Source organism: Pleomorphomonas sp. T1.2MG-36, from assembly GCF_950100655.1.
GTDB lineage: Bacteria > Pseudomonadota > Alphaproteobacteria > Rhizobiales > Pleomorphomonadaceae > Pleomorphomonas.
Map to the genome: position 1 here is coordinate 164,178 of NZ_CATNLY010000001.1, position 23,684 is coordinate 187,861.

21 protein-coding genes are annotated in these 23,684 nt (G+C 63.1%); 9 read left to right on the top strand and 12 right to left on the bottom strand.

All coding sequences use genetic code 11. The features are described 5' to 3' along the window. The first annotated feature begins 46 nt into the window (after positions 1–46). Positions 47–1,534 (top strand): glycerol kinase GlpK, encoded by a 1,488-nt coding sequence (glpK, locus tag QQZ18_RS00805; protein ID WP_284537379.1) that lies wholly within the window; start codon positions 47–49, stop codon positions 1,532–1,534. Between the two features lie 310 nt (positions 1,535–1,844). Then, positions 1,845–2,129 carry a DUF6455 family protein gene (locus tag QQZ18_RS00810; protein ID WP_284537380.1) on the top strand — a complete coding sequence of 95 codons (285 nt, stop codon included), beginning with the start codon at positions 1,845–1,847 and terminating at the stop codon, positions 2,127–2,129. 30 nt (positions 2,130–2,159) lie between these two features. On the opposite strand, the gene QQZ18_RS00815 is transcribed toward QQZ18_RS00810, so the two are convergent. After that, entirely contained in the window at positions 2,160–3,818 is a 1,659-nt protein-coding gene (locus QQZ18_RS00815; protein ID WP_284537381.1) for an EAL domain-containing protein, read from the bottom strand. Positions 3,819–4,105: 287 nt separating this feature from the next. On the opposite strand from QQZ18_RS00815, the gene QQZ18_RS00820 reads away from it, so the two are divergent. Together QQZ18_RS00820 and QQZ18_RS00825 are read left to right on the top strand one after the other, a co-directional pair. Beyond that, on the top strand, positions 4,106–5,275 hold the full coding sequence (locus QQZ18_RS00820; protein ID WP_284537382.1) for a hypothetical protein: 1,170 nt from the start codon (positions 4,106–4,108) through the stop codon (positions 5,273–5,275). A gap of 138 nt (positions 5,276–5,413) precedes the next feature. Further along, complete coding sequence (locus tag QQZ18_RS00825) at positions 5,414–7,597, top strand: hypothetical protein (protein ID WP_284537383.1); 2,184 nt, start codon at positions 5,414–5,416, stop codon at positions 7,595–7,597. Positions 7,598–7,679: 82 nt separating this feature from the next. On the opposite strand, the gene aspS is transcribed toward QQZ18_RS00825, so the two are convergent. Then, the gene (gene aspS / locus QQZ18_RS00830; RefSeq protein WP_284537384.1) at positions 7,680–9,461 is read right to left on the bottom strand and encodes an aspartate--tRNA ligase; all 1,782 of its coding nucleotides are present in this window, start codon (positions 9,459–9,461) and stop codon (positions 7,680–7,682) included. A 346-nt stretch (positions 9,462–9,807) separates the two neighbouring features. Between aspS and QQZ18_RS00835 the strand changes: the two genes are divergently transcribed. Together QQZ18_RS00835 and QQZ18_RS00840 are read left to right on the top strand one after the other, a co-directional pair. Then, on the top strand, positions 9,808–11,037 hold the full coding sequence (locus QQZ18_RS00835) for a DUF3419 family protein (RefSeq protein WP_284537385.1): 1,230 nt from the start codon (positions 9,808–9,810) through the stop codon (positions 11,035–11,037). Then, positions 11,034–11,690, top strand: a complete 657-nt coding sequence (locus tag QQZ18_RS00840; protein ID WP_284537386.1) for a class I SAM-dependent methyltransferase — start codon at positions 11,034–11,036, stop codon at positions 11,688–11,690. The genes QQZ18_RS00835 and QQZ18_RS00840 overlap by 4 nt, the downstream gene beginning before the upstream one ends. Before the next feature lie 2 nt (positions 11,691–11,692). On the opposite strand, the gene QQZ18_RS00845 is transcribed toward QQZ18_RS00840, so the two are convergent. The 3 genes from QQZ18_RS00845 to QQZ18_RS00855 all read right to left on the bottom strand — a co-directional run bounded on the left by QQZ18_RS00845 (position 11,693) and on the right by QQZ18_RS00855 (position 13,630). Further along, on the bottom strand, positions 11,693–12,073 hold the full coding sequence (locus tag QQZ18_RS00845; protein WP_284537387.1) for a VOC family protein: 381 nt from the start codon (positions 12,071–12,073) through the stop codon (positions 11,693–11,695). Positions 12,074–12,124: 51 nt separating this feature from the next. After that, complete coding sequence (locus QQZ18_RS00850; protein ID WP_284537388.1) at positions 12,125–12,517, bottom strand: VOC family protein; 393 nt, start codon at positions 12,515–12,517, stop codon at positions 12,125–12,127. A gap of 81 nt (positions 12,518–12,598) precedes the next feature. After that, entirely contained in the window at positions 12,599–13,630 is a 1,032-nt protein-coding gene (locus QQZ18_RS00855; RefSeq protein WP_284537389.1) for a histone deacetylase family protein, read from the bottom strand. Between the two features lie 143 nt (positions 13,631–13,773). Between QQZ18_RS00855 and QQZ18_RS00860 the strand changes: the two genes are divergently transcribed. The 3 genes from QQZ18_RS00860 to QQZ18_RS00870 all read left to right on the top strand — a co-directional run bounded on the left by QQZ18_RS00860 (position 13,774) and on the right by QQZ18_RS00870 (position 16,791). Then, a complete protein-coding gene (locus QQZ18_RS00860; protein WP_284537390.1) occupies positions 13,774–15,663 on the top strand; it encodes an ABC-F family ATP-binding cassette domain-containing protein in 1,890 nt (629 codons plus the stop codon). Positions 15,664–15,736: 73 nt separating this feature from the next. Beyond that, on the top strand, positions 15,737–16,426 hold the full coding sequence (locus QQZ18_RS00865) for a DUF599 domain-containing protein (RefSeq protein ID WP_284537391.1): 690 nt from the start codon (positions 15,737–15,739) through the stop codon (positions 16,424–16,426). Beyond that, entirely contained in the window at positions 16,423–16,791 is a 369-nt protein-coding gene (locus tag QQZ18_RS00870; protein ID WP_284537392.1) for a DUF3253 domain-containing protein, read from the top strand. Before QQZ18_RS00865 ends, QQZ18_RS00870 begins: the two co-directional genes overlap by 4 nt. Before the next feature lie 9 nt (positions 16,792–16,800). On the opposite strand, the gene QQZ18_RS00875 is transcribed toward QQZ18_RS00870, so the two are convergent. The 7 genes from QQZ18_RS00875 to QQZ18_RS00905 all read right to left on the bottom strand — a co-directional run bounded on the left by QQZ18_RS00875 (position 16,801) and on the right by QQZ18_RS00905 (position 23,632). Beyond that, positions 16,801–17,601, bottom strand: a complete 801-nt coding sequence (locus QQZ18_RS00875) for a YdcF family protein (RefSeq protein ID WP_284537393.1) — start codon at positions 17,599–17,601, stop codon at positions 16,801–16,803. Between the two features lie 41 nt (positions 17,602–17,642). After that, positions 17,643–17,984, bottom strand: a complete 342-nt coding sequence (locus QQZ18_RS00880; protein ID WP_284537394.1) for a hypothetical protein — start codon at positions 17,982–17,984, stop codon at positions 17,643–17,645. Between the two features lie 239 nt (positions 17,985–18,223). Then, positions 18,224–18,847: an ATP-dependent Clp protease proteolytic subunit gene (locus QQZ18_RS00885; protein WP_284537395.1), complete on the bottom strand. Its 624-nt coding sequence runs from the start codon at positions 18,845–18,847 to the stop codon at positions 18,224–18,226. 134 nt (positions 18,848–18,981) lie between these two features. Beyond that, positions 18,982–19,470, bottom strand: a complete 489-nt coding sequence (locus tag QQZ18_RS00890; RefSeq protein ID WP_284537396.1) for a lysozyme inhibitor LprI family protein — start codon at positions 19,468–19,470, stop codon at positions 18,982–18,984. A gap of 110 nt (positions 19,471–19,580) precedes the next feature. Further along, the gene (locus tag QQZ18_RS00895) at positions 19,581–20,402 is read right to left on the bottom strand and encodes a glycoside hydrolase family 25 protein (protein WP_284537397.1); all 822 of its coding nucleotides are present in this window, start codon (positions 20,400–20,402) and stop codon (positions 19,581–19,583) included. Beyond that, the gene (gene mgtE / locus QQZ18_RS00900; protein WP_284537398.1) at positions 20,384–21,796 is read right to left on the bottom strand and encodes a magnesium transporter; all 1,413 of its coding nucleotides are present in this window, start codon (positions 21,794–21,796) and stop codon (positions 20,384–20,386) included. The genes QQZ18_RS00895 and mgtE overlap by 19 nt, the downstream gene beginning before the upstream one ends. A gap of 189 nt (positions 21,797–21,985) precedes the next feature. After that, the gene (locus tag QQZ18_RS00905; RefSeq protein WP_284537399.1) at positions 21,986–23,632 is read right to left on the bottom strand and encodes a putative bifunctional diguanylate cyclase/phosphodiesterase; all 1,647 of its coding nucleotides are present in this window, start codon (positions 23,630–23,632) and stop codon (positions 21,986–21,988) included. Positions 23,633–23,684 lie beyond the last annotated feature (52 nt).

Sequence of the window (23,684 nt, forward strand, 5' to 3'; positions counted from 1 at the left end):
GGACAACTAAAACTCAAGCAAACCAAGGGACGGGAGGAGACCGACCATGGCCGCATTCGTACTCGCGATCGATCAGGGCACCACCTCGACGCGAGCCATCGTTTTCGATGATGAATACCGCGTCAAAGGCGTTGGCAAGCAGGAGTTTCCCCAGCATTTCCCGAATTCGGGCTGGGTGGAGCATGAGCCGGAGGACATTTGGCACACCACGCTGGAGACCATGCAATACGCCCTGGCGAGAGCCGCGGTGTCGCCACAGGATATCGCCGCCATCGGCATCACCAACCAGCGAGAGACGACGCTGATCTGGGACCGCGACACCGGCAAGCCCATTCATCGCGCCATCGTCTGGCAGGATCGCCGCACGTCCGACCGCTGCGCCGCGCTGCGGGACGACGGCGCCGAGGGCATGGTGCGCGAAAAGACCGGCCTGTTGCTAGATCCCTACTTCTCCGGCACCAAGATCGCCTGGCTGCTCGACAACGTCGAGGGCGCCCGCGCGGCGGCCGAAGCCGGGCGATTGGCGTTCGGCACCGTCGACACCTTCCTGCTCTGGCGCCTGACCGGTGGACGAGTTCACGCCACCGACGCCACCAATGCCTCGCGCACCCTCCTGTATGACATCGCCGCCGGGGATTGGGACGACGATCTTTTGCGCCTCTTCGGCGTGCCGCGGGCCGTTCTTCCCGACGTGCGCGACAGCGCCGCAGACTTCGGGGAAACCCACCCCGACCTTTTCGGCGTTGCCATCCCCATCCGAGGCATCGCCGGCGACCAGCACGCCGCCACGGTCGGTCAGTCCTGCTTCTCGCCCGGCATGTTGAAGTCGACCTATGGTACCGGCTGCTTTGCGCTGCTGAACACGGGAACCGAGATCGTTCGCTCGTCCAACCGGCTGCTGTCGACCATCGCCTACCGTCTCGACGGCCACGTCACCTACGCCTTGGAGGGCTCGATCTTCATGGCCGGTGCCACCGTGCAATGGTTGCGCGACGGTTTGCGCTTCTTCGAACGGTCGGACCAGGCCGGCGCGTTGGCCGACCACGCCGACCCCAGCCAGAACGTCTATCTCGTGCCAGCCTTTACCGGGCTTGGCGCACCCTGGTGGGATGCCGAGGCGCGCGGCGCCCTGTTTGGCATGACGCGCAACACCGGGCCCGCCGAAATCGCCCGAGCGGCCCTGGAGGCGGTCTGCTATCAGACGCACGATCTGCTTGAGGCGATGCGTCGTGACTGGCCGGGCTCGTCGGAGACCGTGCTGCGTGTCGACGGCGGCATGGTGGCGAGCGACTGGACCATGCAACGCCTCGCCGATCTTCTGAATGCGCCGGTCGATCGGCCGCTGGTCCTGGAAACGACCGCCCTCGGTGCCGCCTGGCTGGCGGGTCACAAGGCGGGCGTCTGGCCTGACATGCAGGGCTTCTCGGCCAGTTGGAAACGCAACCGACGCTTCACTCCGCAAATGGACGATGCGATGCGGCAACGGAAGCTTGCCGGCTGGGCCGATGCCGTGAAGCGAACCCTGACGACTTGAGCCGCTCCGACCCGCCGTCCATCGGGGAGTACGGCGGGTCGGTTTGAATGGGGCCTCGTGCTTTCGCCCTCCCCTGCCTAATTCTTGTTCAATCTCCCTGTAGTATTTTCGCGGATTTGAAGATGGTATTGAGTATCAACACGATCGGCAGGGTCGTTCTTTCCTTCGATTGAAACCATTCGGGCCGGCGTTCGACTTGTTCGCAACGCGCCGGAGCAATCACATCCACGTAGTTTTGATCCATATCATCGCCGGAACTAGACTTAGGGCTAATCATGACGCATCGGACAGCGTGAACGTGGAGGTTTAAATGATCGATAAATCGTCCTCCAAGGCGGGTGGCGACGGTTGCGACTGCGATCGGGAGCCGGAGCTCATGCGTCGCATGGCAATGACACTGGATTCGGACCAGTTTCTGCAAGGCGTCGAGCGCAAGCTGGCTGCGGACCGTTGCCATGAGTGCACGGAACTCGAAGCCTGCAAGGTCTGGCTCGACATCACGGCAATCCGGGGCGCCGTGCATCCGCCCAAGTTCTGCCGGAACGCCGATCTCTTCGAAGAGATCAGCAACGACGCTGCCAACTCATCCTTCTGACCGCATCCCGGCAACGGGATCTAACCCATCTCAGGCGGCGTCGGCCTCGTCGTCGCCATCCTCATCGACCGAGACGGTCAACGAGGCGAAGCTGTCGGACACTTCGACCGGCTTGTCGGTCCGAGTTCCGAGACCGGACCTCGTGCGTTCAAGAGACTTCAGGGCGAACTCTCTGAAGGCCTTCACGGGGATCGGCGGCGAGTAGATGTAGCCCTGCGCCTGGACCACGCCGATCGATTTGAGATGCTCGACCTGATCGGGGCGTTCGACGCCTTCGGCGACGATGCCGAGGCCCAACTGATGGCCGAGTTCGACCAGGGTGTCGACGATCGTCTGTGACGAATGGTCGGTGCCGATGTGATCGATGAACATCTTGTCGATCTTGATGATGTCGACGCCGAGCTTCTGAAGATAGGCCAGACCGCCATGGCCTGTGCCGACGTCGTCGAGCGCGACAGAGGCGCCAAGCGCCTGGATGCGGCCGATGATGGCGCGCGACAGCGCGAGGTCCTTGAGGGGGTGCTGCTCGGTGACCTCGAAGCAGAGCTGTTCGTAACGAATCTTCGAGTTGCCGTAGATCCGCTTGATGTCGTCCATGATCTCAAGGTCGTTGAAATGCATGGCGGTCAGGTTGATTGCCAGCTTGAGGCCGGGATTCTTGTCATAGATGTCCGAGACGTCGGCCACCGTCTGCGTCATGAGCTGGCGGGTTATGTCGCGGATGGCGCCGGTTGCCTCGGCATACGGCAGGAACTGGCCCGGCGCCACCATCGTTCCGTCCGGACGCAACCAGCGGACCAGCACCTCGCAGCCGCGGATCTCGCCGGTCATCAGATCGAAAACGGGCTGGTAGTAGGGAAAGAATTCGTGATTGTCGACGGCGCGCGAGAAGCTGTCGCCATCGGACTGGCGCCACATCGACCACGTCACTATGATGAATACGCCGAGGCCGGCAAGCGTCGACAGGATGATGGTGATGGCACGAAGGCCGGCGATCGACTTCTGGGCGGCCGTCTCGTCCACGGCGACGCGCACCTTGATCGGGTAGCGCTCGGAAGAAACCGTCGAGACCAGCGCCGACGACTGATCGCTCTCCGACCATTTCCCGGCGAACTTGCTCCATTCGGAGCCATCGTCGAGATAGACGGACGTGGCGCTGGAATCCTCGAAATAGCTGGCGCCGGCCTCGATATCGAGCGATCGCGAAGCAAGGCGGGCCACCAGACGCAGATGGTCGTCCACGCGCAGGGTGACCACGGCTTGCCGCTTGTCCTTGCCGTCGCTCAACACCGACAGCATGACCGATGGATCGCCCTTCTCGGCCACCGGCAACCGAGCGGGAGCGGCGAGCGCACCCATCGGTTCCCCGCAGATCAGCGTCCCGGCCTCGTCGGTCAGGCCGATCTGTACGATGAACTCCGAGTTGAAGGCGGTCATTCCGAAATCGGTACGATCGGCAAGGCTGCACGTCACATGGCCGCTGGCCCTGAGGTCGGCGAGCACCCTGAGCGCTTCCGCGACGGTCGTCTCGGCGCGCGCCAGATAGCGCGCGGCCATCGAATCAGCTTCGGCCTGCCCAACGGAAATGGCGTGCTGAGAAAGAACGTAATCCGCAGCGGCGATCGGAACGGTCGTGACGACTGCCGATAGAGCCAGAAGCCTGAGCCATTTCAACCACCTGAACTTCACGACACATCCATTCGGTCTTCAGCCCGGCCACATGACGGCGCCACATCTTCGTTCGTGGAAACAGATGCCGCCGTTTCGATAATTTATCTTTGTTTGGGCCGGATGAAGAAATGGTTTCCCAAACCGAGCGGGTCCCCCTTTTCTTTGGAAAGAATGAAATCACCAGCACAATCGCCAAAATTGGTCGGAGGCATGGCTTGTGCGCCGACCGTCATTTAGCCACAATGCCGGTCTCGAAAGGCGTGCCTTATCTCTCTTTTGCGATAAAGACTTATTGGGAGTATCAAATGACGATTTCCAGTCGCTGGTCCCTTACCGTGGCTGTTGTTGCATTGACCGCCGGCCTCGCGGGGCCCGCCTTCTCGGCGGCGACGCCCGAGCAGGTGACAGCGGCGCTGACCAAACTGCTGTCGGAAGACAAGGGGGCGACCTTCACGTTGGGAGCGCCGACCCAGTCGGACGCGGGAGTCGTCTACAACAACGTCTCGATCAAGTCTTCCGATGGCGGCGAGACCAAGGTTGAGGTGCTGACCCTCGCCAATCCGACGGTTGAAGGCGACACGCTGAGCGCCGATTCCATGTTGGCCGAGAACATCAGCGGCACCAACAAGGGCGACATCTTTGCCGCTTCCTCTCTCGAGCTCACCTCCCCCGTTTTCACCGGCAAGGAGGAGGGCAATCGCATGGACGCCGTCTCCATCACCGGTATTTCGATGACCCAGGACGGCAAGGCGCCGGTCACGATCGATAGCGCCAACCTCGACCTGTCCGACTTTGCCGCCGATGTGCCGCATGCCATCGACATCTCCGTCGAAGGGATCGAGGTCGACCCGGCGGCCGTGGATGCGGACGGACAATTGGCCACTCAGTTGAAGGCCATGGGGTACGATAAGCTGACCCTCGGCTTCTACGGCTCCGGTTCTCTCGACGAAGCGAGCGGTGATCTCGCCCTCAACGAAATCACCATCTCGGGAACCGACCTTGGCACGATCACGGTGGCTGGAACCTTCGGCGGCCTGACCACCGACGTCATCAAGGAGCTCAAGCAGCCCAACCCGCCGCAGGACGCTCTCGGCAAGGTCACGCTGAAGCAGGCTTCGGTCTACTATGGCGACGCCTCGCTCGCCGGTCGGATCATTGCCGAGCAGGCCAAGCAGATGGGACAGGAGCCGGCTGCCTTCGTGAGCCAGATCACCGGCGCCCTGCCCCTGCTCTTGTCGGCGGTCGGCAATCAGCCGTTCCAGGACAAGTTGGCTCAAGGGCTGACGACCTTCCTGAAGGATCCCAAGAATCTGACGATCACGGCCAAGCCGGCCAACCCGATCGCCTTGATGGAGATCCTCGCCACCTCGCAGACCGCTCCGCAGACCCTGCCGGATGTTCTCAAGGCAGACGTCGTCGTCAATCAGCCGGAAACGGAAGACGACGAAACGGGCGAAGACACGGACGCGAACTGACCAAGGCCTGGCCCATCCCCTGCGGGGTGGGCTGCCTTTCAAGATCGCGCGCCGACATCGGCGACTTGTCCTTATCTTTAGCGAACACCAGGGGCCGGCCCGCCGGCCCCAGACACTGCGCATCCAGGAGGATCGTCGATGAGAACCAGCGCTTCGCTCGGCGTGGCTTTCGCGTTCGCCGCGTTTACTTGTCCTTCGCTCGCACAGGCCGAGACGCCACGGGAAACCTTGGTACGGCAATGGCTGACCTCCGCGTCTTTCGGGCTGCCGGTGACCGTTGGCGCCAGCACTTTCGATCCGGCGACGCAGACCGTCGTGCTGTCGGACGTCAGCATCGGCGATCTTGAGGATGATCTGGTCGCCGTCCATTTCGACGAGGTTTCCGTCGAGGATCCGCGCATGGCGCCCGGCGAGGCCTTTGCCGCCCATGCGGTCCGAGCTTCGAACTATACGGTCGATATCCACTTCGACGTCGGCAAATGGTTCCCCGGGCTGGCCGCCGTGGAGAGCGGAGCGAGCAAAGAGCTCGACAAGGTGACGCCGCCGGCTTCGAAACAGAAGCCCGTCAAGAAGATGCAGGAAAGCCAAAACGCCGACAAGGCGGACGACGGCGAAGCGACTGCACCCGAGACCGACGCCAAGGTCGCGGAGGAGAGTTCGAAGCCGCCGGTGGTGGATTACGCGCTCTCCGGCGAAACCCTGCTTATCGAGCGGCTGGTATTCCCGCAGCCACCGAAGAACCTGCCGTCCGGTCGGCCCATCTACGAGAGTATCTTCCGTTATGCCGAATGGATGAACGGGATCCGAGCCGATTGGGCGGAGATGAACAGCATCCAGGTCGAGACGACCGGCATGAAGGAAGGCGACACCATTACGACCTACTCGTTGTCGTATCTGTCGGGCATGCATGACGGTCGCGTCGAAAGAGCCGGCGTCAACTCGGTCGAGCAGAAGCCGAAAGACGAGACGTCGCCTCTGAAGGCCATGACCATCGACAGCACCTATGTCATCGGCGCCGACTTCGGCAAGGCTCTCGAGGCGCTCGACCCGGCGAAGTATGTCGGCGGTGTCGGGGACGGCAAGGCACGCACCGTCTACTCGCAATATGGCATCAACAACCTCGTTCTCACCTTCGATGGCGCGACAGCGAGTATCGGAAACATCGAGGCCAACAATATCTACCTGCGTCAGACCGAACGGCCGGTGGTGAAGCTCATCGTGGAGGCGCTCGCCGATCCCAAGCAAATCGAGGCCGACCCGTTCTCCTTCATTTCCAACGTCTTGCCCAATTACACGCAGCTGATGGGCGTGGACCTCATTCGGGCCAGCAAGCTTGAGGTGAAAACCGCCGGAGATAGCTTCGAACTCGCGGTCAACAGCTTCGATGGCAACGACATCAATGGAAACGGCATCGGGGCCTTCACTTTGCGCGACATCACGGCTGCGTCCAAGGATGCGTCCACGAAGGTCGGCCTCTCTCTCCTGACCCTCCAGGATATCCGGTTCGGCTCGCTTGCCGCTCTCATGGAGCTCGGCAAAAGCGCGTCCGAGGGCGACCAGCCATCCGGAAAAGCGATGCGCGAGGCTATCGTCAATGGCGGTACGTCCTTTGGCTTCGTCGAACTCAGCACGCTGTCGGTCGAGTCGCCGCTCGGATCGGTTGGGCTTGACTCGATGGCCCTGACCAGCGGCAGCTATCTCGGCACCCTGGCCCAACGCGGCGATTTCACCTTCACTTCCCTGTCTCTTCCGGTGGCGCTGCTGTCCGATGAGGCGGTCGTCTCCGAACTGACTGGCATGGGATACGAAACCCTCGACCTGTCGGGTGGCCTGACCGTGTCCTGGGATGCCGACAAGGGCGATCTCCACCTTGAGGATCTAACCCTCAAGGCGGCCGACATGGGCGTCATCTCAAGTGACTTCCATCTGAGCGGCCTGCCCCTGTCTCTCCTGGAAAAGCCGGCCGAAATCGAGGCGCGGATGAAGGACGCTGCCCTCGTTTCCGCATCGATCACCTACGGCAATGGCGGCATCGTCGAAAAGGCCTTCGAGGCCCAGGCGAAGAAGCTCGATCAGGACGGCGACAAGTTCCGCGAGAACACCGCCAGCGCCCTGCCGCTCATGCTGAACTTCCTTGAAGACCCCAAGCTGCAGGCCAAGTTCGAGAAGCCGATCTCCGACTTCATTCGGGATCCCAAGTCGATCACCCTCAGCGTGGCACCGGAGAAGCCGGTTCCCTTCGCCGAGCTGGAGAAGGTCAATACCGACAAGCCGAACGACCTCATTCGAGTGCTGAACGTCGGTGTGACCGCCAACGAGTGACACCTAATCGGCAACATGGACCACATGAAATAAAGGCCGGGGAGTCGCCTCCCCGGCCTTCTTCTTTTCGAAATCTCGCCGATCAGTTCGGCAGGTTCAGTTTGAGATGCAGTTCACGCAGCTGCTTGGTCGAGGCTTCCGACGGAGCGCCCATCAGCGGATCCTCGGCGCGCTGGTTCATCGGGAACAGCGTGATCTCGCGCAGGTTCTGCGCGCCGCACAGCAGCATCACCACGCGGTCGACGCCGGCCGCCATGCCGCCATGCGGCGGCGCGCCATACTGGAAGGCGCGGTACATGCCACCGAAGCGTTCCTCGACCTCGGCCTTGGACGTGCCGACCAGTTCGAACGCCTTGACCATGGTCTCCGGCGACTGGTTGCGGATCGAGCCGGAGGCCATCTCATAGCCGTTGCAGACCATGTCGTACTGGAACGCCTTGATGGTCAACGGGTCCTGATTGTTCAGCGCGTCGAGGCCGCCCTGCGGCATCGAGAAGGGATTGTGGGCGAAATCGAGCTTCTTCTCGTCGTCGTTCCACTCGTAGAACGGGAAGTCGACGATCCAGCAGAGTTCGAAGCGCTCGGTATCGACGAGGTTCAGATCGAAACCGACACGATTGCGCGCCTCGCCGGCAAACTTGTAGAACTTCTGGGGATCGCCGGCGACGAAGAACACGGCATCGCCCTCCGCGAGGCCGAGCTGCGCCCGGATCGCTTCGGTGCGTTCCGGCCCGATGTTCTTGGCCAGCGGACCGGCGCCTTCCAGCGCGCCGTTTTCCGACCGCCAGAAGATGTAGCCGAGGCCCGGCTGACCCTGCCCCTGTGCCCAGGAGTTCATGCGGTCGCAGAAGGCGCGGCTGCCGCCGGTTTTGGCCGGGATGGCCCAGACTTCCGTCTTGGGATCGGCCTCGATCATGCGGGCGAACACCTTGAAGCCGGAGCCGGCGAAATGCTCGGTCACCGCCTGCATCTCGATCGGGTTGCGGAGGTCCGGCTTGTCGGAGCCATAGAGGCGGATGGAGTCATCGTACTTGATGCGTCGGAACTGCTGGGTGACCGGCTTTCCTTCCGCGAACTCCTCGAAGACGCCACGGATCACCGGCTCCATGGTGTTGAAGACGTCGTCCTGCGTCACGAAGCTCATTTCCAGGTCGAGCTGGTAGAACTCGCCGGGCAGGCGGTCGGCGCGCGGATCCTCGTCGCGGAAGCAGGGCGCGATCTGGAAGTAGCGGTCGAAACCGGCAACCATCAGCAACTGCTTGTACTGCTGCGGCGCCTGCGGCAGCGCGTAGAACTTGCCGGCGTGAATGCGGCTCGGCACCAGGAAGTCGCGCGCGCCCTCCGGCGAAGAGGCGGTCAGAATCGGCGTCGAATACTCGGTGAATCCGGCGTCCTCCATGCGGTGGCGCATGGAACGGATGACCTTCGTCCGCTTGACGATGTTGCCGTGCAGCGTTTCGCGGCGCAGATCGAGGAAGCGATACTTGAGGCGTACGTCCTCCGGATAGTCCGGCTCGCCGAACACCGGCAGCGGCAGGTCCTTGGCCTGACCCAGCACGGCGATCTCGTTGGCAAACACCTCGATTTCGCCGGTGGAAAGGTTCGTGTTGACGGTCTCGGGCGTGCGGGCGCGGACGAGGCAATCGACCCGGATCACCCATTCGGCGCGCAACGTCTCGGCCAGCTTGAAAGAGCCGCTGTCGGGATCGACCACCACCTGCGTCATGCCGTAGTGGTCGCGAAGGTCGATGAACAACAGGCCGCCGTGATCGCGCACACGATGCACCCAGCCGGACAACCGCACATTCTGCCCGACGTCGCTGGCTCGAAGCTGGCCGCAGGTGTGGGTGCGATAGGCGTGCATGGTTATCGTCCTGTCTCGTTGAATCCGTTGGGAACGGCTCCGGATTCCCACCCTGGGGAGGCCGGATCTGTGGGCGCGACAAGCGCACGGCGGGGCGGATTTGTCAAGAATTCTGACGGCCGATTGCACGCTTCGCCGGCTTGCGGGCCTTACGGATCAAGCCGGGAAACCGGCCCGGTGTCGGCGAAAGGAATTTCCGTCGCCCGCGTTTTTCAAGGCACATGTTTCGCGCTTTGCCGGCTTCGTCGGAATAGTGTCATTCGATTGTGGGAAAAGCCTTCGCTCAGACGGCAGGCCGCATGGCGACTCACGGGTGGCACCCTCGCCGTCTGACAGGGATTTTTCCATGAGCAAGCAAAAGACCAAGGATCTTCTGGCGAACGCGGTGCATGCGAACAAGCTGGCCAGCAGGCAAGGTATGCTCGAACGCCTGTTCACATTCGCCTTTTCCGGCCTTGTCTATCCGCAGATATGGGAAGATCCGGCCGTCGACATGGCGGCGCTCGAGCTCGGACCGGACAAGCGCATCATCACCATCGCCTCCGGCGGCTGCAATGTCATGAACTACCTGATGGCCTCGCCGGCCGAGATCGTCGCCGTCGATCTCAATCCGGCCCATATCGCCCTGCTCAAGCTGAAGCTGACCGCGGCGCGCCATCTGCCGAACCACGAGAGCTTCTTCCGCTTCTTCGGTCATGCCGACGAGCGGGAGAATACCGCTCGCTACGATCGCTTCCTGCGCGACCATCTTCCGGACGATGCTCGCGCCTACTGGGAAAAGCGTGGGCTGACCGGCCGCCGGCAGATATCCATCTTCACCCGCGACATCTATCGCTACGGTTTGCTCGGTCGGTTCATCGGGATCATGCACCTGCTGGCCCGCGCCTACGGCAAGAATCCTCGCCTCATGCTGACGGCCCAGGGGCTCGACGAACAGCGGCGGCTGTTCGAGGAGAATCTGGCGCCGGTCTTCGACTCCCGGCTCGTCCGCTGGCTCTGTCGCATGCCGGTGTCGCTCTACGGCCTCGGTATCCCGCCCGCCCAGTTCGCCTATCTTTCCGCCGATGCCGGCGGCGATCTTGCCGGTCTGCTCCGGCAGCGTCTGGCGCGCCTGGCTTGCGATTTCCCGCTCGAAGACAACTATTTCGCCTGGCAGGCTTTCGGCCGCCGTTACGACCGCGAGAGCCGCCGCGCCGTACCTCCCTACCTCACCCATGGCGCCTACGATGCCATCCGCGCCAACGCCGGTCGCGTCACCGCCGTTCAGGCTTCGATGACAGACCGGCTCGCGACCATGCCGGCGGAGAGCCTCGACGGTTACGTGCTGCTGGATGCCCAGGACTGGATGACGCCGGCACAGATGGTCGCCTTATGGACCGAGATCGGCCGAACGGCTCGTCCGGGAGCCCGCGTCATATTCCGGACCGCCGGGCTCGACAGCCCGTTGGAGGCGGCCCTGCCGGCGGCGATCCGCTCTCGCTGGAGCTACGATCCCTCGACGGTGCCGGACTATGTCGCTCGCGATCGGTCTTCTATCTACGGAGGCTTCCATCTTTATGTGAGAGATGTCGCGTGAGCGCGTTCACGCCTCGGTCGTCGGCCGGCCAGAAGGCGGCCATGGACCGTATGTACCGCCTGACCCGGCACGTCTACGATGCGACGCGCAAGCCCTATCTCCTCGGCCGGGATCGGATGATCGCCGGACTTGAGGTTCCTCCGGGCGGCAGCGTGCTGGAGATGGGATGCGGCACGGGCCGCAATCTGGTCGCGGCAGGCCGCCGTCATCCGGGTATCCGTCTCTACGGCTTCGATATCTCCAGCGAGATGTTGAAGTCGGCCCGCCTCAACGTCGATCGGTCTGGTCTCGATATTCGTCTTGCCGAGGGTGACGCCTGCCTTTTCGATCCGGAAGCGGCCTTCGGCATAGCCGGCTTCGACCGCGTCTATTTTTCCTATACCCTGTCCATGATCCCCGACTGGACGGCGGCTCTGGCCCACGGCCTCACCTTGGTCAAGGATGGTGGCCGTCTGTCGGTGGTCGATTTCGGCTTCTGCGAAGGGCTGGGGGCTCCGGCCCGCAGGCTTCTGCACGGCTGGCTGACCCTTTTTCACGTCGCGCCGCGCGCCGATCTGGAAGCGGAAATGGCCCGCTTGGCGAACGCGAGCGGCCGGACACTCCATTTCGAGCGGCCGGCTCGTGGCTACGCGCAGCTTGGCAGCATCTTCTGAAATCAACCGGCTGCGCGGCACACGGCCTCGATGTTGTGGCCGTCGGGATCGATGATGTAGGCGGCGAAATAGTTCGCCGCATAGGGGCGCAAACCCGGCCCACCATTGTCCTCGCCACCCGCCGCCAACCCTGCGGCATGAAAGGCTGCCACCGCCTCGCGCGTCATGGCCGAAAAGCCGACGTGAAGGCGTCCCTTGCGGCTGGCGTCCGACAGCCAGAAGCCGGCGTGGCCATCCCGGCCATAGCCAGCATTGGAGGCTGCGCCGGAACTCGGGGCGATGCGCGTGATCAGTCTGGAAATGCCGAGCGGTGCGAGCAAGGCGTCGTAAAAGGCAACGGAGCGGCCGATATCGGTCACCGGACAGTCGATATGATCGAACATGATGGCTCGGGACGAGCCGCGACGAATGTGCCGCGGCCCCTCCCCCTTTTCTCATTCCGGCTTGTGGCAGACCGCCTCGATGTTATTGCCATCGGGATCCAGAACAAAGGCGGCGTAGTAATTGGGGTGGTAGTGCGGGCGAAGCCCCGGCCCGCCGTTGTCGCGCCCGCCCGCGGCCATCGCTGCCGCATAGAACGCGTCGACGGTTGCCCGGTCCTTTGCAACGAAGGCGACGTGAAAATGCATCACCTCGCCGGCGGGGCGGCCGGTCGACACCCAGAAGTCCGGCTTGCCGTCGCTGCCGTAGCCGGCAAAAGCGTCGCCGCCCGTCTCCTCGGCCGAGACGGACATCACGACCTTGACGCCAAGCGGCGCCAAAGCCGTGTCGTAGAACGCCTTCGACTTTTCGTAATCGACGGCAGGAAAGCCCATGTGATCCAGCATTTTCGCCTCCAGTGTTGATGGCGCCGGTCATAGCTGGTGGCCCCGCCAGACCTTGTCAGGAGTGCCTACTGACACAACTCGTCACGCGCCCTCAAAGCCGGCGAGCACGCCGACGGCGTTGTCGCCGATATCCTCGACCGCATAGCCCCCCTCCTGTACGAACAGCGTCGGCCGTCCGAGGGCGGCAACGCGGGCGCCGATTTTCGGGTAGTCCTCGCGCTTCAGCTTGAACTTGGAGATGGGATCGCCCTCGAAGGTGTCGAGGCCGAGCGACACCACGACGACATCAGGGCCGAAGACCTCGATCGCCCGGCAGGCATGGTCGAGGGCGGCGCCCCATGTGTCCCAGGCAGTGCCGAACGGCATGGGCAAATTGAGCGTGAAGCCCTCACCCTCCCCTTCGCCGATCTCGTCGGCACGGCCCGAAAAGAATGGGTAGGCAACGGCGGTGTCCGCATGGAGGTTGACCATCTGCACGTCGCCGCGCCGGTAGAAAATCTCCTGCGTGCCGTTGCCGTGGTGATAGTCGACGTCGAGGATGGTGACGCGCTTGGCGCCATGATCGAGAAACCACTGCGCCGCGACGGCGGCGTTGTTGATGAAGCAGTACCCGCCCATGGTCGAGAATCCCGCGTGGTGGCCCGGCGGCCGGCAGAGCGCATAGGCGGCCTTCTCGCCGCCGTGGATTAGCTCGGCGGCGCCCACTGCGGACCAGACGGCCGATTGCACGGCGTCCCAGGTTCCCTCCACGAAGGAGGCGCCACCATCGAAGGAGTAGTAGCCCATCAAGCCGTTGACGTGCTCGGGGCGGATATCGCGCTGGCCTCGCGCCGGCCAGACGTAGGGCATCGTCGGCCCGGTACGCCCTTCGGCGAGCCACATTTTCCAGAAGTCCGCCATGAACCGGAGGTAGCCGGCATCGTGCACCTTGGCGGCTGCCGCAACGACGTCGATGGCGCGCGCTTCGATCACATCGCCAAGACCGACCGTCGCGATCCGCTTGAGGATGAAGTCGACGCGCGCCGGCAGCTCGAAGGCGGGCGTGATGACACCGGCGTTGAGTTCCTGGTTGTCGGCGTGGAGGCGATGGCGAGGCGAGTACACGGTTTTCATGGGCGTTTCCGGTCAATCGGATGTCAGCGGCGCCGACGCTACACCGACCGCCCCATCCGGCAAGGGCGAAAAGGCGACAGGGAAGCGGAAATCCGCGCCAGCCGTCTTGCCTTTCGCGTCGGTTCGGGCGAAATCGCCGGGCCATGTTGATCATATCCGATCTCACCTACCGTATCGCCGGCCGCATCCTCATCGAGGGCGCCTCCGTCACCATTCACGACGGCGCCAAGGTCGGTCTCGTTGGCCGCAACGGCACGGGCAAGACGACGCTGTTCAATCTCGTCACCGGCGATCTTGCGGCCGAGAGCGGCTCGATCGATCTCAAGCGCGGCGCTCGCATCGGCCGCGTCGCCCAGGAGGCGCCGGGATCCGACATTTCGTTGATCGACTTCGTGCTGGCCGCCGACACCGAACGAACGGCTTTGATGGCCGAAGCCGAGACGGCCTCCGATCCGCACCGTATCGCCGAAATTCAGGTCAGGCTTGCCGACATCGAGGCGCATTCGGCCGAGGCGCGCGCCGCCACCATCCTGTCCGGTCTCGGGTTCGATGCCGCCGACCAGCGCCGCCCCTGCGCGGATTTCTCGGGTGGTTGGCGCATGCGCGTCGCCTTGGCCGCCGTGCTGTTCACCGAGCCGGATCTGCTGCTGCTCGACGAGCCGACCAACTACCTGGATCTCGAAGGCACGCTCTGGCTCACCAACTACGTCCAGCGCTACCCCTACACGGTGGTGCTGATCAGCCACGATCGCGACCTTCTCGACAGTGCCGTCGATCACATCTGCCATCTGTCGGAGGGCAAGCTGACGCTGTGGAAGGGCGGCTACACGTCATTCGCGCGCCAGCGGCAGGAGAAGATGCTGCTGCAGGAAAAGGCGCGCGAGAAGATCGAGGTGCGGCGCAAGCACCTTCAGGCGTTTGTCGACCGCTTTCGCTACAAGGCCAGCAAGGCGACGCAGGCACAGTCTCGCATCAAGATGCTGGAAAAGCTCGATATCATCGCCGAGGTGGTGGAAGAGCACGTCCAGCAGATCAGCTTTCCCAATCCCAGGGCCAAGCTGGCGCCGCCCATCGTCACCTACGACAAGGTCGACCTTGGCTATGTTCCGGACAAGCCGGTGTTGAAGCGCCTGACCCTGCGCATCGACGACGATGACCGCATCGCCCTCCTCGGCAAGAACGGCAACGGCAAGTCGACCTTTGCCAAGGCCCTGGCCGATCGATTGGTCCCGTTCTCGGGCAATATCGTCAAGGCCGGCAAGCTGGAAGTCGCCTTCTTTGCCCAGCACCAGCTGGACGAGCTGCACCCCGACGAGTCGGCCGTCGCCCACGTGCGTCGCCTAATGCCCGATGCGCCCGACGCTCGCGTGCGCTCGCGGGTTGCACAAATGGGCCTCGACACCAACAAGATGGACACGCCGGCGCGTGAGCTCTCCGGTGGCGAGAAGGCACGCCTTCTTCTCGGCCTTGCCACCTTCCATGGGCCGAATCTGCTGATTCTCGACGAGCCGACCAACCACCTCGACATCGACAGCCGTGAAAGCCTCATCCAGGCGCTCAACGACTTCGAAGGCGCCGTCATCCTGGTCAGCCACGACCGCCATCTGGTGGAGGCGACCATGGATCGTCTCTGGCTGGTGGACAAAGGCACGATTACCCCGTTTGATGGCGACATGGACGACTACAAGCGCTTTATCCTGTCCGGCCCGACCGATGCCGACCGGGCGGCGAAGGGCGAAGAGCAGAGGGTCACCAACGCCGATCGACGCCGCCTTGCCGCCGAGCGGCGCGCCCAGCTGGCGCCGCTCAGGAAGCGCATTCAGGGCATCGAGGCGGAAATGGACAAGGCAAGAAAGCTGATTGCCCGCATCGATGCCGCCCTCGCCGACCCCGCCCTGTTCACCAGCGACCCGGCCAAGGGAGCCAGGCTGTCCAAGGAACGGGCCGACGCCGTCCGCAGCCTCGATACGTCCGAGGAGGAATGGCTGACGCTGTCGTCCGAATACGAAGAGGCCGAGGCGGCGGACAGCTGATTGCCGCCTAGCCGCTTTTGCGTTGGATCGCGAGCCTGTATCGTCGATACGTCCGTCTCTTCGGAAGCCAGCCATGACGACCGCCTTCACGCCTTTCGATATCGCCGCCTTCGTCTGGTTCCTGGCCATGTGGTTCGGGCAGGCTTGGCTGACCGAAAAAAGCCCCTGGGCCGAGCACTCGCTGACCCACTTCATCAACATTGGCCGTCATGGCTGGGTGCGGCAGACGGCGAAGCGCGACTTGCGCATGGTCGATACCGCCATCGTCGCCGGGCTGCAGAATGGCACGGCCTTCTTCGCCTCGACGTCGCTTCTCGCCATTGGCGGCGGGTTCACGTTGTTGAACTCGGTCGATCATGCTGTCGGCGTCGTCTCGGCGTTGTCCGACCTCACGGCCACCAATCGCACCGCGTTCGAGTACAAGGTAGTCGGACTGCTCGGTATCTACGCCTATGCCTTCTTCAAGTTCGGCTGGGCCTACCGCATGTTCAATTTCGGCTCCATCCTGCTCGGCGCGCTGCCGCCGCCGGTCGAGGCGGAAACCACCGAAATGGACAAGGCCGTGGCGCGGGCATCATCGATCATCGTGGTGGCCGGTACCAACTTCAATCGCGGTCTGCGTGCCTTCTTCATGTCGATCGGCTATCTCGGTTGTTTTCTCGGGCCGATACCGCTGATCGCCAGTTCGACCTTCATCGCGGTGGTGCTTGCCCGCCGCCAGTTCACCTCCAACGCCGTCAAGGCCATGAGGAGATACGAGTGACCGACGTCGACCCGCACCGCGTGAAGGCCGGCCAGATCCGCGACGTTCTGTTGCTGATGGCTGCCGAGTCGCCCTCCGGAAAACCGATCGGCCCGGACGCCGTCGCTCGTGCCGTCGCCGGCAAGGACGAGAAGGTCTGGCGCCGGCTGATGAAGCCAATCAAGGACGAGGCGATACGTCTCGCCAAGGAGGGCAAGGTCATCCTCCTAAGAAAAGGCAAGCCAGTCGACCCCGACCGAGTGCGGGGGCTCTACCGTATCCGTCTCAGGGCCGAGGGAGAGCCTATGCCGGTTTACGAGGCGTCGAAGCCGGACGAGGATCTGCTTGACGATGACTTTCTTCTTGACGGTGACGACGAGGCATAACCGTCCGTCTCACGGCCGCGGCAGCAGCGCATCGGTGTAGCCGGCGAAGCGATAAGCGATGAGTCCGATCCATTCGCGGACGGCCATGTCGGTCATCGTCAGCCCCTCGGCGGCGGTGCGTCCGCCCAGCCAGTCGGTCGACGCGCCGTTGCGGTAGTCGACCGGCCATGCAACCACGCCGCTCCAGCCGGCGGCGCGGAAAGTCCCCATGGCGCGCGGCATGTGGAAGGCAGACGTCACCAGCAACCACTGCTCCTGAGGCTTCGGCTCGACCGTGGCGAAGCTGTCGATGGCATTCTCGCGGGTGTTGCGAGAGCGGTCCTCGATGGTGATCCGCTCGGCCGACACGCCTAACTCCACAAGCAGATCGCGGGCAATGGCCGATTCGGCGAGTTCGTCATTCTCAAACGCGCCATTGGAACCGCCGGAGAGCAGGATACGCGCGCTGGGATACTGCCGGGCCAGTTCTGCGGCGGCGATCAGTCGTTCGGCGCCGTCGATCAGCTCGACCGACCGCCGTTCGGTCGACAGGCCGGTGTCGACGACACCCCCCAGCACCAGAATGCCCGCTGGAGTGAGCCGGTCGGGATTTGTCGGTACCGAGAAGCGCTGCTCAAGTGGCCGCAGCAGCAAGGTTGGAGCGCCCGTCCATGCGCACACGACCAGCAATGTAAGCGCGATGCCAATCAACTCCGCGCCGCGCCGTCGCCACCCCAGCAATCGCATGCCGGCCCCAAGCAGCAACGCCAGGAGAAGGGCGTTGGAGGGACGCAGAAAGAGGAACCCAACCTTGGAGAGCACATAGAACACGCCGCTTGCCCTCCCTTCTCGAAACGACTGGGATGGTTCGATTATTGGGGCGTCAGGACCGTGCCGGGCACGTTGCCGACAACGCCGCCGTAGGAAACTTCGCACCATCGCGCGTCGAGCAAGGCCAGTTGGGCCTTGCGGCTGCCGAACTGCCAGGAGCCGAAGGGAATCTCATCGCGACACCAGCGCAGTACGATTCCCTTGGCGTCACCGGGAATGGAGCCCTTCTTTGCCGCCTTCTCGCTCATGTCGGAGTAAAGCGGCGATGGTTTGCCATCTCGCAGCGCGTAGGTCATGTCGTAAGGGCTGGGCGACTGAGCCTGCGCGGCTCCTGCCACAAGGCCGAAGCCGATCGAGAGAGCCATCATTCTCAAGGCGTTCAATCTCGTCCTCCCGGCCGTCGCCCGGCCCGCTGCCTTCCCGGCATGGAGAAGACCCGACGAACATAGGGCGGTCAATCCGTTGATCGGCCTAGGGTGTTCGTATCCCTCAACAAATTCGCAGAATGGCGAACAAACGTCGGTAATCGAGCCCGGTGCGTCCACCACTCTTTCCCGCGACCGGATCAACGGTCTACAGGCCGACGGAGCGGGACGGTCGGGCCGCCCCACTCCGGATGGCGTCAAATGTCCGCGGCGGTCCGAACCACCCGGCCGACCAGACCGTAGGCGATGCCCTCTTCGGCACTCATCCAGTAGTCGCGGTCGGTATCCTTCTCAATGCGCTCGACCGGCTGGCCGGTAGCTTGGGCAAAGATCCGATTGAGGCGGTCGCGCATCTTGATGATCTCGCGGGCCTGGATCTCGATGTCCGTGGCCATGCCACCCGTTCCGCCGGACGGTTGATGCAGCAGGAAGCGGGTGTTCGGGGTGCAGAAACGGCGTTCCTTGGGCACCGACACGTAGATGAGCGCGCCGGCGCTTGCCACCCAACCGGTTCCGATGATGTTCACCGGGGCCGCCACGAAGCCGATCATGTCGTGAATCATGTCACCGGATTCGACATGGCCGCCGGGCGACGACACGATGACGGTGATCGGATCGGTGGCGCTCGCTTCCGCCAGCGCCAGGAGGCGGGAGGTCACTTCCTTTGCCATCTCCTGGGTCACCTGGCCGGTGATCAGAACCGTACGCGACTTGAAGAGGTACTTGTCGACCTGTGGGGCCGGCGCAGCATCCTTGGCCTTCTCGTCCTTCTCCTCTTCCTCGTCGTCGAGGCGGACGTATTTCTGATCCTTGGAAATCATGTGGACCTTCTCGTGGGTGGCGGCCGCGACAAAGGAGTCGGGCCTCGGGACTCGCAAATCCTGATGGAGTCCATTCGTATCTCATCAGGGGAGCGGACGGCAACCCGACCGGATGGACAGGGTGAACGGCTCGCTCATTGATCGAGATAGGTACGAAGAGCGACGAGTGAAATATCGCGGGCACCAGTTTCGCGCATCATGCAGCCTGCGATGGCGCCGCCGTAACCCGTGCCGCCTTGCCAGAACGAACCCTCGATGTCGCAGGTGGCGTCGCGCACCGTCAGCCAGGCCCGCTGACTGTCGCGCAGCTTGCTCGCCTCGGCCTTGTCGAGACCGTCCATCAGCGCCTGATAGTCGTCGTTGAGACGCTCGTCCCAGATGGCTCCTTCCCGTTCGAGGCAGGCGGCCATCATCGGCGTGTTGTCGTTGTCGGGAGCCGCGAGGCAGGGATCGGAGACCATGCCGATACAGCCAAGCGGGCTGACATTTTCGTGCGGGGCGTTTGCCACGCACTCGGCGATCACCTGTCGGTCGGCATCGGTCGGCTCGGCCGGATTGCCGTCCTGGGCCTGGGCCGCGCTGCCAATAGCCATTGCAAAACAGAAAGCGACGATACCGCGCATCCGCGCCTCCAACAGAAATGCCGGCGAGGAGAGCTCACCGGCACTTCTTTATCTCTTTGTTTTCAGGCAAATTCCAGCGCAAACCGCTACACATTTGTGCTGGATTCGCCTCATCCGTCGGGATTGAGCCGTCCTTCGAGGAATGCCCGCCATTCACGGGCCGATCCGTTGAAGACGTTGCGATCCACCCTCCCCCGGATACCGGCCACTCGTCCGGCTTCCGTGTGTTGCCAGAAATTCCAGCGCAGGCTTGGATCTCGTACCACGGGGTGCCCCTTGTAGGAGGCGATCCACACGAAGTAGCCGGGGAAGGCGCCGCGCAGCCGGTCGTTATAGAAGCTGATCGACGTGTAGATGATCGGCCGCTTGCCGTAGTAGCGCTCGATGGCGTCAAGCCACGTCTTGACCTCTGGAATGATCGCTTCCCGCGGCGGATGGCCGGGACACGTCTTGGAGTCGACCCATTCTATGTCGAGCACCGGCGGCAGCGCATAGGGATCATAGGGCACGTTCTGCATGAACCAGCTCACCTGCTCCATGGCAGGGCGGCAGAAATACCAGAAATGGTAGGCGCCGCGCGGCAAGCCGGCCATGGCGGCGCCGTACCAGTTCTGCGCAAACTTCGGATCGGACCAGTCTCCCCCCTCGGTCGCCTTCAGCCAGGCAAAGGCGGTGTTGTCGGCCACGACGGAGCGCCAGTTGATATCCTCCTGGTAATAGGAGACGTCGATACCCTTCACGGGGTAGTCGTCAGGCCCCGGAGGGCCGAAATCGAACAGCGCGCAGGCGGACAGACCGACGGCAAGCGAGCCGAGAGCGAGCGGATTTACCAGGCGGGCTGCGAGGCTTGCCCAACGGCCGGCAATCGCGGGCGTTCTGCCGCCGCGTCGCCGCTTCGTTCGAAATGCCTTCTTTACCCAAGCAATATCCATGACGCGAGCCCGAGGAACGCCAGAAACCCCACGACATCGGTCACCATCGTCACGAACACCCCCGAAGCGACTGCCGGATCGATGTCGAACCGTTCGAACGCCAGGGGTATGAGAATGCCGGCCGTTGCCGCAGACAACAGGTTGACGATCATCGCGGCGCCGATCACGCTTCCAAGGAGAAGGTCTTGGAACCAGAGCGCGGCGGCCGAGCCGACGATCAATGCGAAACTGCCGCCGTTGAGTAAACCAACGCTTAATTCTCGACCGAAAATCCTCCAAACATTGTGTGCATCGAGATCCCGGGTCGCCAGGGCGCGCACCGTCACGGTCATGGTCTGCGTCGCCGCGTTCCCACCCATGGAGGCAACGATCGGCATCAGCACGGCAAGTGCCACCATCTTGGAGATCGACCCGGAGAACACGCCGATCACCGACGAAGCCAGGAAGGCGGTCAGCATGTTGAACAGCAGCCAGACCCATCGGGTTCGCAACGTGTAGAACACGGAGTCTGAAATCTCTTCGTCGCCGACGCCGGCCAGCGCGCGGATGTCCTCCTCGGCCTCGGCCTGGATGACGTCCACCACGTCGTCGACGGTAATGACGCCCACCAGCCGCTCCGATTCATCGACCACGGCCGCCGAGACCAGATTGTAGCGCTCGAACATGCGCGCCACGTCCTCCTGGTCGTCGGTGGCGAGCACCCGCTGCCGCTCGTCGTTCATGATGTCGGACATGAGGGTGGGGCGTGGGGCTCGCAAAAGCCGATTGAGCGCCACGGCGCCGAGGAACCGAAAACCGGGATCGATGACGAACACTTCGTAGAACTCGTCCGGCAGGTCCTTCTGATCCCTGAGGTAATCGATGGTCTGTCCGGCGGTCCAGAACGGCGGTACGGCGATGAAGTCGGTCTGCATCCGACGCCCCGCCGTTTCCTCCGGAAAATCGAGGCTGCGACGCAACGCCATGCGATCGACCGCCGGCAGCTTGGCGAGGATCTCCTCCTGATCCTCGTCGTCGAGGTCTTCCAGAATGTAGACTGCATCGTCCGAATCGAGATCGCGAACGCCTTCGGCCACCGCCTCGGGGGGCAGTTCCTCGATCAGCTGGACGCGGACGGTCTCATCGACTTCTGTCAGTGCCGCGAAGTCGAAATGCTCACCGAGCAGTTGGATGAAGGGCGCGCGCTCGTCGGGCGACAGAGCTTCGATGATGTCGCCGACGTCGGCCTCGTGGAGATCGGCGGCGAGTGCCTCAAGGGTGGACGTGTCCGCCGCTTCGATCGCCGCCCTGATGGCGTCGAGAAACAGCGGGGCGAGTTCACCATCCTCCGCTCTGAGCGGCGGCAGCCCGTCCAGGCTCAGCGTTTCAGGCGCGTTGGGCTCGGTTTCGGCCATGGCGCGTCTCCCGTGAATCTCAAGGTGGCGAACAGGTTGAATCGACGGCGACGGTCGGCGCCGTCGCGCGGGAGTTAAGTCCGACAAACCGGATGGCGCAAGGGAGAAATTCCCGCCTGGTCGGGGCGGTGGTGCAGAACCGACGCGCGGCCGATCCGCAAACCGCATGCCGGTTCGATTGTCGGCGTTCTAACTGACGGCGGTGTTGTCTTCGGGGCGCGTGGGCCATGTCATCTGGAGCATGGCGGACGCCTGCTCTGCCGGCACGGCACGGCTGAAGAGGAACCCCTGTCCCTGATGGCAGCCCAGAAGTTGAAGCGTCTCGGCTTGGGACGTCTCCTCGATCCCTTCAGCAATGGTCTTCATGCCCAGCCCGCGCCCGAGGCCGATCATTGCCCGAATGATCATGGCCTGTCGCGCGTCGTCCAGGAAGGAGGACACGAAGCTGCGATCGATCTTGAGTTTGTCGAATCTCAGGCGCGACAGTTGCGACAGGCTGGAATAGCCGGTGCCGAAATCGTCGATGGCAACGTGAACGCCGGCCCCGCGAAGCTCCTCGAGCATGGCGGATACCAGTTGGACGTCCTTCACGAACATCGATTCGGTCAGTTCGACCTCGAGCTGCTGCGGCGAAAGTCCTGTCTCTGCCAGCGTTTCCAGCATTTTCCGCCCGAAGCTGCGATTGCTGAACTGGGCCGGCGAAACGTTGAAGGACAACCGGATCGTACGCGGCCACTTGGCCGCATCCAAACAGGCCTGGCGGAACAGGACGTCCGACAGCTCGCCGATCATGCCGGTTTCTTCGGCCAGCGTTATGAACTCGGACGGCGGAACGAAGGTGCCGTCCGGCCGGCGCCAACGTGCGAGAGCTTCGAAGCCGACAATGCGGCCGGACGTCAGGTCGATCATGGGCTGATAGTAGGGCCTCACGTCGCCCGCCTTCAGCGCCGCTCGCAACTGTTTGTCGAGCTCCGCATATTTCGCCGTCGCCTCGTCGATGGCCGGATCGAACCATTTCGGCTCGCTGGAATGCTCGCGCTTTGCCGAGGAGACCGCAGAAAGCGCGCATCGCAGAAGGTATTTGATATTCGCGGCGTCATCCGGATACCGCGCCATTCCGATATAGGCCGACACCTCGTAATGGCGTTCGTTGACCAGAATGGGAACGGAGATCTGCTTGATGGCCCTCCGGGCCAATTTCTCCCAATCCTTGGTCTGGGAGCCTTCCTGCGCCGCGTAGAACTGGTCGCCTCCAAGCCTGAACAGGAAGCACCCGACAAAGACCTCGCGCAGCCGGTCCGCGATGTTCACCAGAATTTCGTCGCTCGTCTCGTTGCCGTAGATGTCGTTGATGTAGCGAAACCCCTGGACGTCGATCACCATGGCCATATGCGGCAGTTTGGCCTTGTCGCTCCCCCTCAGGCGCTCGATTTCCTGTTTGAGGCCGACGCGATTGGGCAGGCGGGTGAGCGGGTCATGTGCCGCGATCCAGGACACATCGCGCTCGGCCCGGCTGCGATGGGCCACCTCATCCTGCAGGTCGCGCAGTCGGCGATAGCCGAAGATGAATCCCAATAGCCCTAGGGTCAGAATCGCCGTGAGCAGTTCATCAAGTTGAATGAACTCGTGCTCTCTCAGGAAGGCGCCAAACGTCTCGTAAAAATTAAACCACTCGAAAGTAGCGAAAAGCACGATGCCGACGACAACGAGGGCTGCTGCATCTCGGGCCGCTCGTCCCGCCCTCATGAGTCGCATTTGCTCACCTCTTGCTACGCTTCGCGAACTGCAATGCGCCGCTTTTCGATCGATGAATACAAGAAACTGCAACCCCAACAAGCATACTTTGTACTCAGATGCATGTTTAATTAATATTTTCCAATCCGGTTCA